The organism is Pedobacter sp. 01N310 (genome assembly GCF_056399805.1).
In genome coordinates, this window is the sequence record NZ_JBFTSB010000001.1 from 554477 (window position 1) to 568724 (window position 14248).

The 14248-nt window shown below is 39.6% G+C and carries 8 protein-coding genes; 6 read left to right on the plus strand and 2 right to left on the minus strand.

Translation table 11 applies throughout. The features are described 5' to 3' along the window. Window positions 1-7: 7 nt before the first annotated feature. Together AC1DNH_RS01940 and AC1DNH_RS01945 are read left to right on the plus strand one after the other, a co-directional pair. Complete coding sequence (locus AC1DNH_RS01940) at window positions 8-2824, plus strand: TIM-barrel domain-containing protein (RefSeq protein WP_477582565.1); 2817 nt, start codon at window positions 8-10, stop codon at window positions 2822-2824. Between the two features lie 415 nt (window positions 2825-3239). Next, window positions 3240-5438 (plus strand): beta-glucosidase, encoded by a 2199-nt coding sequence (locus tag AC1DNH_RS01945; protein WP_477625112.1) that lies wholly within the window; start codon window positions 3240-3242, stop codon window positions 5436-5438. 418 nt (window positions 5439-5856) lie between these two features. On the opposite strand, the gene AC1DNH_RS01950 is transcribed toward AC1DNH_RS01945, so the two are convergent. Further along, window positions 5857-6435 (minus strand): hypothetical protein, encoded by a 579-nt coding sequence (locus AC1DNH_RS01950; RefSeq protein ID WP_477582562.1) that lies wholly within the window; start codon window positions 6433-6435, stop codon window positions 5857-5859. Window positions 6436-6701: 266 nt separating this feature from the next. Between AC1DNH_RS01950 and AC1DNH_RS01955 the strand changes: the two genes are divergently transcribed. Together AC1DNH_RS01955 and AC1DNH_RS01960 are read left to right on the plus strand one after the other, a co-directional pair. Then, window positions 6702-7412: a LytR/AlgR family response regulator transcription factor gene (locus tag AC1DNH_RS01955; RefSeq protein ID WP_477610554.1), complete on the plus strand. Its 711-nt coding sequence runs from the start codon at window positions 6702-6704 to the stop codon at window positions 7410-7412. Between the two features lie 22 nt (window positions 7413-7434). Continuing rightward, window positions 7435-9558, plus strand: coding sequence for an ATP-binding protein (locus tag AC1DNH_RS01960; protein ID WP_477579169.1), 2124 nt, complete (start codon window positions 7435-7437; stop codon window positions 9556-9558). 2 nt (window positions 9559-9560) lie between these two features. Here the strand turns inward: AC1DNH_RS01960 and AC1DNH_RS01965 are convergent, their stop codons facing one another. Continuing rightward, window positions 9561-10400 carry a helix-turn-helix domain-containing protein gene (locus AC1DNH_RS01965; protein WP_477579171.1) on the minus strand — a complete coding sequence of 280 codons (840 nt, stop codon included), beginning with the start codon at window positions 10398-10400 and terminating at the stop codon, window positions 9561-9563. Between the two features lie 284 nt (window positions 10401-10684). Here AC1DNH_RS01965 and AC1DNH_RS01970 point away from each other — a divergent pair, with 284 nt between their 5' ends. Together AC1DNH_RS01970 and AC1DNH_RS01975 are read left to right on the plus strand one after the other, a co-directional pair. Next, on the plus strand, window positions 10685-12508 hold the full coding sequence (locus AC1DNH_RS01970; protein WP_477579173.1) for a collagen-like domain-containing protein: 1824 nt from the start codon (window positions 10685-10687) through the stop codon (window positions 12506-12508). 63 nt (window positions 12509-12571) lie between these two features. After that, entirely contained in the window at window positions 12572-14248 is a 1677-nt protein-coding gene (locus AC1DNH_RS01975) for a hypothetical protein (protein WP_477579175.1), read from the plus strand.

A 14248-nucleotide genomic window follows, 5' to 3' on the forward strand; every position in this document is an offset into this window, starting at 1 on the left:
TTCCGTTATGAAACGATTCTCTTTCTTTATTATATTTTTATTTGTTGCTGGGAGACTGCTTGCTGCTGAAGCTGTTGAGACGCTGGAGAATGGAATGAAGGTACACCCCAAGGGAGGAGCTGCCAAAACTATTGAAATAAATGTGATCAACAGCCGTATTGTTAGGGTACAGGCTTCACCCGAAAGCACTATTCCCCAGGTTACAAGCCTTTGCGTAGTAGCTGGGCTGACTCCGACAGTACCTTTCAAAGTAACAGGAAATGCAGAATTTGCCCAACTCTCTACCCAGGAACTTACCGTTAAGGTTTCCCTTGTTACAGGTAAGGTTTCATTTACTGATAAATTTGGAAAAGTAGTACTACAGGAGGCAAAAAGAAGTTTTAGTCCTATTAATGTTGAAAACGATAAAGGATATACCATGCAACAGGTCTTCTCGGGTACTCCAGGCGAGGCCATTTATGGGCTCGGACAGCATCAGTCTGACGATTTTAACTATAAACATAAAAGCGAAGACCTCTTCCAGTACAATACGAAAGTGGCGGTGCCATTCATCATGTCTACAAATAACTATGGGGTATTGTGGGATAATTATTCGCAGAGTAAATACGGCGATCCCCGAGATTATAAAGACCTGAACCAGTTTACCCTCTTTAATAAACAAGGCAAAAAAGGTTTCCTTACCGCTACGTATAATCAAAAAAATAACGCGCCTATTATCCGTCAGGAGTCGGCAATCGACTATGAAAACCTCACAACTGTGAAGAAATTTCCTGCAGATTTTAATTTTAACAATGGTTCTGTAGTGTGGGAAGGAGAAATTCTTGCCAACCAAACTGATATTTACAAGTTTAGTCTTTATTATGCAGGTTATACCAAAGTATGGCTTGATGGAAAATTGGTAGTACCGGAGCGTTGGAGAACTTCATGGAATCCGAATACTTATCGGTTTCCTTTCTCGCTAACAAAGGGAAAACGCACCAAAATAAGACTAGAATGGAAACCCGATGGAGGTGTTTCCTATGTTGGCCTTAAAGCACTTTCTTCATCTCCGATAGAAAAAAACGGTAATATATCCTTTTGGTCAGAAATGGGCGATAAGATGGATTATTATTTCGTGGCCGGCAAAAACATGGACGATGTAATCAGTGGTTACCGCACCCTGACTGGCAAGGCGAGTATTATGCCCAAATGGGCAATGGGTTTTTGGCAGAGCCGTGAGCGTTACAAAACCCAGGATGAACTATTAAACGTTGTAAGTGAATACCGGAAGCGTAAGATTCCGCTTGATAATATTGTGCTTGATTGGAATTATTGGCCCGAAAATGCCTGGGGAAGCCATCAGTTTGACCTGAAACGGTTTCCTGATGCCAAAGGAATGGTAGACTCCGTGCATAAAGAAAATGCAAATATCATGATATCGGTATGGCCAAAATTCTATGCTACAACAGATCATTTTAAACAATTTAAGCAAAAAGGATGGATGTATATGCAGGCAGTGCAGGATAGTGTACGCGATTGGATAGGCCCGGGTTATGTAGGATCTTTCTACGATGCCTACAGCCCCGATGCGCAAAAACTTTTTTGGAAACAGATGAAAGAAAACCTTTACGTAAAGGGATTCGATGCCTGGTGGATGGATGCTTCTGAGCCCAACATTCGTGATTGTACCGACATGGACTACCGCAAGAAACTGTGCGGGCCTACCGCGCTGGGTTCTTCTACAAAATACTTTAATGCATATGCACTGATGAACGCCAACGCTATTTATAACGGGCAGCGTGAAGCGGATAATAACAAACGGGTATTTCTGTTAACGCGATCTGGTTTTGCGGGTTTACAAAGGTATTCTACCGCTACCTGGAGTGGCGATATCGCCTCAAGATGGGAAGACCTAAAAGCACAGATTCCTGCCGGGCTTAATTTTGCAATGTCGGGTATTCCGTTCTGGACAATGGATATTGGCGGCTTCTGTGTGGAGAAACGTTATGGAGATGGCCAGCTTATTTTTGACGAGACTGGCAATGAGAATGCTGACCTGAAAGAATGGCGTGAGTTAAATTTGCGTTGGTTCCAGTTTGGGGCATTTTGCCCACTGTTCCGCAGTCATGGCCAGTTTCCTTACCGCGAAATCTATAACCTTGCTCCAGAAGGCCATCCGGTTTACAAAAGTCTGGTTTATTACGATGAATTACGCTACCGCTTAATGCCTTACATCTATTCGTTGGCAGGAATGGCGTATCATAAGGATTATACCCTGATGAGATCGCTCGCAATGGATTATACTGCCGATAAACAAACTTATGGCGTGAGTGATCAGTTCCTTTTGGGTTCAGGCTTGATGGTTTGTCCTGTTTATAGTTACAAAGCACGTAGCCGCGAAGTTTATTTTCCGGCAGGAAACAAATGGTATGATTTCTATACAGGAAAGCAGATTGAAGGCGGCCAAAAGTTGAATATAGAAGCACCACTTGAGCGTATTCCTCTTTTTGTTCCTGCAGGTACTATTTTGCCTGTTGGTGATGTGATGCAATATACTTCAGAAAAGAAAGCTGATGATATAGAGATCAGGGTTTACAAAGGTAAAGATGGAAAGTTCAGTTTATACGAAGACGAAGGAAACAACTATAATTACGAAAAGGGTGCATTTTCAACGATCAATTTTGAGTACAACCATGCCGATGGTACGCTAACAATCGGCAATCGTGAGGGTACTTACGAAGGGATGTTAACCAAAAGAATTTTTAGAGTGATTGCCATTGGTAATACAGCTGAAGAGGCTAAAGTTGTTCAATACAATGGTGCTAAAACAGTGGTGAAACTCTGAAGACTTGATTAATAAGCAAATGCGTTGCCATAATTTTGTTTTTTTGTTTAAATCCATGTTCAAACCTAGCAGATTAGCAGCATTGGCACCTCATTTTGAGCTAAATTGAGCTAAAATGGGCCGTCATAATCGTGGCAGGCAGTGCAAGTGCTTGGCCGCTTGTGGCGCACTGCTTAAGGGCAGCATAACCGTAAGCGGTGGCGCTATTCTGCGAATACAAGCTCTGGCTTTACCTTTTAGGTAAAGAAAAGGTAACCCCGGGGTAAGCTTGGGGTTAACCTGGTAGCAACAAAGGGTAAAGAACAGGTAAAGCAGGGGTAATCAAAAACAGCCCTTTTGCTGGCTTTCCAGGTAGGCAACCAGTAAATCTTTCAGGCAAAAACGATAAAAACTAAACACAAAAGAATATAATTTAATGAAATCGATATTTTTAACTATAGTAGCAACAGGAGCCTGGTTAATGGTTAACGCGCAACAAAAGCTGCCAGTTTACCTTGATATAAATAAACCCATAGAAGAGCGGGTTGAAAATGCACTTTCAGCAATGACCACCGAAGAAAAAGTGTCGCTTTGTTATGCCCAGTCTAAGTTTAGTTCAAAAGGCGTACCCCGCTTAGGAATTCCTGAAGTTTGGACGGATGATGGCCCCCACGGTATCCGTGAGGAAGTTTTATGGGATGAATGGGGCGGGGCCAACTGGACAAATGATTCTTGTACGGCCTTTCCTGCGCTTACCTGTCTGTCGGCTTCCTTTAATCCTAAATTATCGCTGCTTTATGGCAAGTCAATAGGAGAAGAGGCGCGTTACCGCAATAAAACCGTTTTGTTAGGCCCTGGGGTAAACATTTACCGTACACCATTAAACGGGCGTAATTTTGAATATCTGGGTGAAGATCCTTATCTCAGTTCACGTATGGTGGTGCCTTATATACAGGGTGTTCAATCCATTGGCGTAGCAGCATGTGTAAAACATTTTGCACTGAATAACCAGGAAGAATGGCGCGGGCATATCAATGTTGATCTGAGCGACCGTGCATTATATGAAATTTATTTACCTGCTTTTAAGGCCGCAGTGCAAGAAGGGAAAGCCTGGTCTATTATGGGTTCTTACAATCAGTTTAGAGGCGAGCATTGCTGCCACAATGATCTGCTTTTGAATAAAATCTTAAAAAAAGACTGGAAATTTGATGGTGTGGTGATTAGCGACTGGGGAGGTGTTCATAGCACCGATCAGGCGGTTAACAACGGGCTGGATCTCGAAATGGGTACCTACACCGATGGTTTAACAACTAAGGGAAAGTTTCCTTACTCGGATTACTATCTGGCCAATCCGTTCCTTAAAGGCATAAAAGAGGGGAAATATGATATCGCTTTGCTTAATGATAAAGCCCGCCGGATATTACGTTTGATTTTCCGTACCACCATGAGCGCCAACAGGCCCTTTGGCCGTTTCGTTTCTCCCGAACACAGTGAAGCAGCCCGTAAAATAGCTCAGGAAGGCATTGTGCTTTTAAAGAATGATAAACAGTTTTTTCCTGTTACAAACGGTAAATTCAAAAAGATTGCTGTTATAGGTGAAAATGCCGATCGCAGTCTGGTAATCGGCGGTGGATCATCATCACTGAAGGTGGCTTATGAAAAATCGCCATTGGATGGGTTGATTGCTAAATATGGGAAAGACCATATAACATACAGTCTTGGATATGCTTCGGGGCCATCAATGTACGGACGTGAAGAACCATCCAAGCTAAATGCTGATTCTTTGATGGATGCGGCAATCGAAGTTGCTAAACATGCCGACATTGTATTCTTTATCGGAGGACTGAATAAAAACCACTTTCAGGATTGTGAAGGTGGTGACCGTAAATCGTTAAGTCTTCCTTTCGGCCAGGATAAACTGATTGATGCTTTATTGAAAGTAAATAAAAACATGGCTGTGGTACTGCTTAGTGGTAATGCAGTATCGATGCCTTGGGTAGATAAGGTGCCAGCCATTATTCAGGGATGGTATCTTGGTTCAGAGGCTGGATCTGCATTGGCTGATGTTATTTCGGGGGAGGTAAACCCTTCTGGTAAGCTGCCATTCTCTTTTCCAAAAAAGCTGGAAGATAACGGTGCACATTTTTACGGTAAAATTTCCTATCCTGGAGATAGTATTAACCAATATTACAAGGAAGATATTTTGGTCGGCTACCGTTGGTTTGATACAAAAAAAATAGTGCCTCAATACGCCTTCGGATACGGCCTTTCTTACACCAGCTTTAATTTAGGCACTCTTTCTGCAGATAAATCGGTTTATAGTAAAAACGATATCATCAAGGTCAGGTTTACTATTAAGAACACAGGAGCACGCTATGGGGCTGAGGTTGCTCAGTTGTATATGAACGATCCTGTTTGCAGCGTACCTCGCCCGGTAAAAGAGCTGAAAGCCTTTGAAAAAGTGTTCCTGCAGCCAGGGGAAACGAAAGTTGTTGAAATGGATGTAAAAGTGTCAGATCTTGCCTTCTATGATGAAAGTAAAAAGGATTGGAACGTTGAACCTGGAGACTTTATCCTGCAGCTTGGAAATTCATCCAATAATATTTCCCAGAAACTGAAGATAACTGTTAAATAGCCGGCAGAGAAGAAGAACGTAAAATAAAACAGTATTATTTGGAGAGAAATGAGATTGTATCATAAAGGCAACTCCATCTCAGATGCTGTCATGTTGAGCTTGTCGAAACACCTTAATGGGTATTTAAACAAGTCCTTCGACAAGCTATCAATGACAGACTTCCATGGAAAGCTCGTCATTGCGAGGTACGAAGCAATCTTAATGCGCACGCTGGTAGCGATCGTTGTAAGATTGCTTCGTCGGCTGAAAAAGCCTTCTCGCAATGACGATTCCTCGCAGCTTAAAATAGGATAAAAACCCCTTATGTCATTAATATTAATTTTCATAAAATAAATTATCCTTCAGGATGACAAATCTATATTTATGATACAACCTCATTTCTTTTAGTTTCAATCTTTAATATGCTGCTATCGTTACTTTATCTAAATATTTTTTGGACGGCCAGTTGAACCTTAGCTGCGTCATTTTCGATGGTTTTTTTGATAGACTCGTCAAATGAAGGAGGGAAATCTGCTGTAACGGAGATCAGCTGTGCATGATTGGTCACAGTAAGTTCAAAGGCATGACTCCCGAACTTAAATTTGCTTTTTATTTTGTCTGCCTGTTTTTCAATTGCCTTAGAAAATTCATAGCTGTTGCTGATTTCGTCAAAATGATCCTTTACTGCATGGAAGATCAGGTGTGTTTCTACATCCAATTCGTTGATGATCACCCTGGCATTCAACAGCTCTTGTGCTGTTTTTCCTTCAGCTCCTTCCTGTAGGTTCTTCAAAGAGGGAAGCAAGTCTTCACTGAAGATGATATCTTTAGGATCGTTAATGAAAATTGTTGAAGGATTACCGTTTTCATCCATTCGCTGTTGAAGGTATATCGTGTCATTGCCGTCCTTAAGTTCTACGCTAGCTGGGGCAATATATTCTGTTTTAATGTCGGTAATGGTGTTTTTGATGAGCTTAACAACATATGCCAACACAGGGTAATCTGTAATATCGTTCATTGTTTCTTTTTTACAAATGTACGGCTTAGTTGAAGTGATATAAAGCGCCTATGGAAAACGAATTGATAATTTTGTTGTAAAGTGATCAACAAGAGGTAATTAATTTTTTCTTTGGCGAGACGCTGAGGTCCATCATTCATTTTACACCATTCAATCACTGAAAATATTAGCAAAATTTAATATTGTGGGTAATTTTATTCAAAGTTTTTTTTGATGTGCAGACTGTAATTTTTTTGCTATGTTTATACATCTAATCCGCTAATCGTATGAGAGTCCCGTTATCTTGTATTGTTGTCGATGATTCTGACTTAGATAGGAAGTCTGTTGAAAATGAAATAGATAGGTGTTCAGATTTAAAATTAGTTGGAAGTTTTGACAACTGTATTGAAGCATTGAGTTTTTTCAATGCGCACCATCCAGATATTCTGTTTGTGGATATAGATATGCCTGATATTAATGGACTCGAATTTATCAGAACCATTAACAATACCAGTACCATTAATGTTATTATTTCGGCTCACCCTGAGTATGCATTAGAAGGTTTTTTGCTCAAGGTTTTTGATTTCATTTTAAAGCCTGTAGAAAGCGATCGATTTGATGTATGTATGAAGCGCTTAACTGATTTTGTTATCCTTAAAGAGAAGGCGGAGTTATATGATATTTTATTCGAAAATGAAAATGTTATCTTTAAGGAGGGGTATGCTACGGTTAAACTAAATGTAAATGAGATTATTTATTTAGAGGCTTTTGGCGATTATACGAAAGTTGTTACTTCAAATAAAAACTATCTAACTTTAACTACCTTGAGTGCATTTCTAGAGTCGTTGCCTAGCGGCAAATTTATCCGTATTCATCGAAGCTACGTGGTTTCTATTAATAAAATTCAAGGTACGAGTTTAAAAAGTATTGATATGGGGGCAAGCGTTATTCCGGTAGGTAAAACGTATGTTAAGGAAGCTAAGAAAATTTTTAATTGATGGTTGACTTTAAATATCAATGATGAAAAAATACCTATTTAACATCGTTATTTTTTTTCTTTTCTTTTATTGTGCAGGGGTATTTGCCCAAAAACAACCAGATTTTCCTAAAATAAAATCGGCAAATAATATTAATGATTATTTAGAAAAGTTACTTCTTTCGTGCGATTCTGTTTATTTGGCGGGAGATAATAAATTACTCGGAACAACCCTAACTACGGCATTTAAAATTACCCCCAAAAACGATGCGAAGCATTTGTGCCGTTTTTGGTTTTACAAAGGTCTTTTAACCGAATCAAGTACGGCTTCTTCTGATTCTTGTATCAAAAATTATGAACAGGCACTAAAATATGCCAGGCAGGTTACCGATACAAAAATCATTACACAATCTTTAGGTTCTATCTTGTCGCTTTGCAATCCGGAAAAGAAATCAGGCAAAGCCCGGAGGGATTCTATTGCAAAGGTTTTGCAAACGGTGGTTGATAGCAAAAAAGATAACTATGCTGTGGCAGTTGCCCTCTTGTTTATTTCGAGGTATTATAAACTGACCGGCAACGACGGGAAAGCACTTCAATATGCCTTAAACGCATTTTCAAATTATAAGGAATTATACCAGTCGAAAAAAATAAGCTCAGACGAAGTGGCGGAGGCAGCGGTAATCGTTTCTAGAACTTATGGTAATATGGACCAGGAGGCTAAACAACAGGTTTATTTGGAGGAGATGCGCAAGTATTTAGTTAAAAATAAGGTTTTGCTAAGCTACTATTATTTGTATACTGCCAAAAACCTAGTGATCACAAAGAAAATGAGTAAGGCAGAATTATACTATGATAGCTTATTAAATATTTGCAAAAAATACAGTAATGCCGAATTATGGAACAATTGTTTAGATGCTGATATGTACTTTGCGCAGGGTTTTATCAAATTCGGTAAAAACAAAGAGGCCTTAAAATACAGTACGCACGCCAATACAATAGGTGAAATCTGGGCCTTTGATTTTTATAAAGCGCAATTAAATTACGTGAATGGAAAAGTATACTTAGCCTTAAAGGATTATACAAAAGCATTGCCTTATTTTAAAAAAGCCGAACCATTGGCGCTTGCCTGGAGCTATCAAGATATGCGCATCGCCTCGATAGAAAACATAGCAAATTGTTATGCAGGTTTAGGCAATTGGAAACAAGCATATGCCTACAGCAAAAAACTAAGCATGGTTAAAGATTCTTTAACTGCAATTGATACCAAAAAAATATTCGCTGAAGCCGAAGAAAAATATCAAAATAAAGAAAAGAAGCAATTGATCGATATTCAGAACGAACAACTGCTATTTGCCAAAAAACAAAAATGGTGGCTCATATCAGGTCTTTTACTATCAGGTTTGGTTGCAGTATTATTATATGCCATTTATAGGAATAAAAAGCAATCGGCCAATATATTAGATCAAAAAAACCGGGAATTAGATATTCTAAATAAAAAACTTAATGAATCCAATTTAACCAAAACAAAATTATTTGGTATTATTTCTCACGATTTACGAAGTCCTGTAAGCCAGTTATTCACTTTTTTAAAGCTCCAGCAAAAAAATGATATTCAGGTCTCTGAAGAAGAGCGGGATCAACACCGACAAAAATTAATAACATCTTCGAAAAATCTCTTAGAAACAATGGAAGATCTATTACTCTGGTCCAAAAGTCAGATGGAAAATTTTGAACTCGACATTGACGAGGTTGATTTGGCCCAATTGTTCAGCGATACCGTCTTGTTGATGCAAAATCAGGCCGATGCCAAAGAGATAAGGCTAATCACAGAAATTAAGGGGATAGGCAGCTTAAACAGCGATCAAAATTTATTGCTGATTATCTTACGCAATTTGGTGCAGAATGCAATCAATCATGCTTTTAACCGAACAACAATTTATTTAAGGGCAGGTTTAAATCAAAACAGCCAGATTTATATCGCTGTAATTAATCAAGGTGGGGTAATCCCTGCTGATCAGATCCAGGCGTTAATAGATAATAAGCAGGTAAAAAGCAAATCATCTGGTTATGGGTTATTGATTGTTAAGGAGCTTGCCTTAAAAATTAATGCAGCATTTAACATCAGCAGCGGTATCGAAAATGGCACCGAAATTACCTTGGTTTTTTAAAACTAGAGAGGGTTGATCGAAAGATTATTTTTATGGCTTTCGTAAGGGAATGACCTAAAATGGTCTTCATCTTCCGTAATAGTGGGTATGGTACCCGAAAACTGTTTAAAGTCGCGGATGAGGTGCATGTGGTCGAAATAGCCACAATGAAACGCGATCTTGTTCCATGATAGATTTGGATGTTGTTCTTTAAGTTTATAGGTGTTAGAAAATCTAATTAAACGCCCAAACATTCGCGGTGAAACACCAATTTTATGGTTACATAGCCTCTCAAACTGCCGCAGGCTTAAACAGGCGAGAGAGGCCGTCTGCTCTATGGTCAGGTTACCGCCCGACCGGATAAAAATATCAATGGCCCGATCGAAGGGAGAGGCTGCAGCTAAGCTGTTCAGTTTTTCCTTCAAAAAGGACTGAATAATATCATTTTGTATAGGGGCCGAACTTGCTTCTGCCAACTGTTCGCTTAATATAGCTGCATAGTTCCCTAAAAATAGTTTTGCATCATAACAGGTGTTCAGCACTTCATTCTGAGGTACGTTTTCCATCAAACTGTTCCAGCCGATAGGCTTAAATTGCACACAGACCGCCCGGTGTTTTTTGCCGAGATTCATGATCGTAGAAAATAAATGGAAGCTGGCCAGAATCACGTTTTCTCTTTCCACCAATTGCCCGTTTTCATAAGCGCTGATTTTGTCTTCGAGTATAAAACATAAGCAAGACCTGTAATCGGGAACGATTGTGATCTCTTTAATGAAATCTTCGTTGAAATTGAGGTCTATAACAATAATGCTCTCTACATATTGTTGCAGACTTGGTTCAGGCATAAAATAGGTAAAACCCATAATATTTTGACCTTTTAAGGTGAGAGGTTAAGGATAATATTTACAATATCCAAGTTAAGCATTTATATCAGAATTTTACACTTCTCTTTAAATAACATGCATTTGCTTGAGGTTGTCGTGTTTGTACTATGTGTCAAACCTCATTCTGGGATAAATTTGATCTGTGATCGTGTGGATTACAAATGCCAGGCAAACCCTTTACCGATTATTTCGTTCCGTTCATCGATTAGGTTCCAAATTGTTGTGTATTGAGCAATATCTTCAATCAATCAAAAATTACCCTTATGAAAAATTTTTACGCTTTCTTAATCATCTGCCTTATTGCTATCTTATTTAATTCGTGTTCTGAAACTGGATTGGAAGGACCAGAAGGCCCAGCCGGACCACAAGGAGTGGCAGGAAATGCTGGCCCGTTAGGCGCTGCAGGCAAAGATGGCAGCATCATTTATAGTGGAACAGGTACACCTCCGACAGTACTTGGCGCAAATGGCGATTATTATTTAGATCGGGCAACAGGAAACCTTTACGGACCAAAAATAGCTGCTGGCTGGGCTACGCCAATTACTTTAATGGGGATAGCTGGTGCGAATGGCACCAACGGAACCAATGGTACAAACGGTACGAATGGTGTTAATGGTACAAATGGAACCAATGGCAGCACTACTTTAAGTGGAAATGGTATTCCATCTTCATCGGCTGGTATAACAGGAGATTATTATCTGGATAAGACCAATTATCAACTATATGGACCAAAAACAGCCACGGGCTGGGGCATCCCGATTTTATTGCGTGGTGCTGATGGTGCACAAGGCCCAACAGGCGCTGCAGGTAAAGATGGCAGCATTATTTATAGTGGTTCGGGTGTTCCAGTTGCTACAGTAGGAGCCAACGGAGATTATTACTTAGATAAAACGACGGGTAATTTATACGGACCAAAAACCGCTGGGGCTTGGGGTACACCAATTGTACTGAAAGGCACTAATGGTATAAACGGGGCTAATGGCACTAACGGAACTGATGGTACGAATGGAGCTAACGGCACAAATGGGGCTAATGGTACGAACGGCACCAACGGTACAAATGGTAGTACAACCTTAAGTGGAAATGGCGCACCCGGATCAACTGCTGGTGTAACTGGCGATTATTATTTAGACAAAACCAATTATTTATTATACGGCCCTAAAGATAATACAGGCTGGGGTGTTCCTATTCTTTTGCGTGGCGCAGCTGGGGCTCAGGGACCTACTGGTCCGGCAGGTGCCGATGGAACTGTTATTTATAGTGGAGAAACTGCCCCGGATCCTAATTTGGGGAAAAATGGAGATTTCTACATTTCAAGGCTTCCGGTTATGATTTATGGCCCTAAAACAGCTCTTTTTGGTTGGGGTGACGGTACCAATTTAAAAGGTGCGGATGGAATTAATGGTGCAAATGGCACAAATGGAACTAATGGTACCAATGGAAATAGAATTTTAAGCGGAGGCAGTTTTCCGCAAAATACATTAGGTAACGATGGTGATTTTTACATAGACTTAACAAGTTATGTTATGTATGGCCCTAAAACAGGTGGCGCTTGGCCTTTTCCGGGTACATCTTTAAAAGGTGCAGATGGGAATGCTAATGTAGTCTCTTTAGAAACGCCCGATAATGTAACCTTTAACTGGAGTGGTGAAGGTGCTAATTTCAATACCTATGCTTTAAAGAAACATGGGGTCTCATTTAACGATACTACATCGGTATTTAACATCCCCGCCATACATTTAACTGCTGTAAATAAAGGTATTGTAATGGTGTATATGCGAAAAACAGAAACACCGGGTGTTTATAGCTGGAAACAGTTGAACTATACAGATTTAAGCCAAAATCCAAATCAAAATTTAATTTATAGCTATTCGTTGAGGGTTGATGCAACTACCGCAAAAGTTAGGATTTCATTTTATAATGGATTTGGTTCAACTTTCACTGCCTATCCAGTTGATAAGGTTAGGATAGTCATCATTCCACAAAGTACAACAGGGGTGTTAAGTATAAATCCTAATAATACACCATTGTTGCAGACCATGCAAAAGCTCAATCTAAATGACAAGGATTTTAAAGCATTAAAGTGATCACATTCATGTAGCTGATTAAAAAGTTGCTGATTATTCTTTATTCCAACAAACGTAGAATTTATGAAACGTATATCACTTTTAGTGTTGTTTTTATTCGCTGCCTGTTATTTGGCTAAGTCGCAAGATTTAGGTCAAATAGCAAAGCAAAAGCCATTTGTCATTAACGGTACCGTTGGCCTCGGGCTTGGCACATATAATGTAAATGGAATTCCGGCCAGACAAAGGGATTTCTCTTATATTTTTAATGGAGCACCAACTTTAACCGTTTACGGTATATCGTTCCCATTTTCTATTGTAGTTAGCGATCAACAACGGAGTTATACGCAACCCTTTAACCAGTATGGCATTAGTCCGACTTATAAATGGGCCACCTTTCATGCGGGCTGGCAAAGTTTAGAATTTTCGCCATTTACCTTGGCCGGTCATAATTTTTTGGGTGGAGGCATAGAACTTAATCCTGGCAGATTAAGGTTTGGATTTATTTACGGTCGGTTTAATAAAGCGATAGAAGAAGATCTGAATCAGCCGCTCGCTTTGGCACAACAGGCCGCGTACAAGAGAACAGGTTACAGTGCCAAATTGGGCTGGGGTACTGAACGTAACCATGTGGATCTAATTTTTCTGAATGCCAAAGACCATGTAGGTTCTCTAAGCGCTACACCAATTTCTACTGAGTTAAGCCCATCAGAAAATATGGTGCTGGGCATTTCTTCAAAATTTAGTTTTCTGAAACATTTTGTTTTTGATATGGATGTTTCAGGCAGTATCTATACCCGAAATGTATTATCGGATACCGTTAAAAACTTAAAGTTGGATAAAGTTGATTTTATTAAAAACCTGATTACGCTCAATTCCTCTACCCAATTATTAACAGCAGCACAAACCAGTATTGGTTACAATGCCACCAGCTACAATGTAAGATTCAGGTACCGTAGGGTAGATCCTGATTATAAAAGTATGGGCGCTTATTATTTCGAAACGGATGTACAGAATTATACGGTTGAGGGAATGTTGCGTTTAATGAAGGGCCAGTTGCAATTGGGTGGAAGTTTTGGTCTGCAAAATGACAACATCCTGCACGATAAATCAGTCCGGTCTAACCGAAAAATTGGCGCTGCGAATATCTCGTTCAATAAAGCTGATTATGGTGCAGACCTCCGCTATACCAATTTCGGGATCACACAAGATCGGGGATTAAACCCCATTATAGATATGTTCCGTGTGGCCAGAACCAATCATAATTTAAGTGCCATGTTACGTTATAATATTAATAACGAAAGTATTACCCATGGTTTTGTACTCGTCGGCAATCTGCAATCGCTAGTCGATTTAAATGAATTAACGAAGCCCAATAGCAAATCGAACAGTAAAATGGCCAATTTATCTTATCAGTTCGGTCTGCCCAAAAAATCTTTTAGCGCCAACGCCAATTTAAGTTATACGGTAGCAGAAGTAACTTTTGGCAAAACCATTTTTTATGGACCAACATTAGGCGTTAGCCAAGCGCTGGATAAAGGTAATTTGGGCTTAAGTGCTTCGGTTAGCTATCAATCGCAACGCAATAACAACATCGATGCCGGGAATATTTTTAATGTAAATTTTAACAGTTCTTATCGCCTTGGCAAAAGAAATGCGGCCAATTTAACGCTCAATTATTTAAAGAGCAATTCAAAAGATGTAACGCTTCCTTCATTTAACGAATTGAGGTCAAATCTTGGTTTAACACATTCCTTTTAA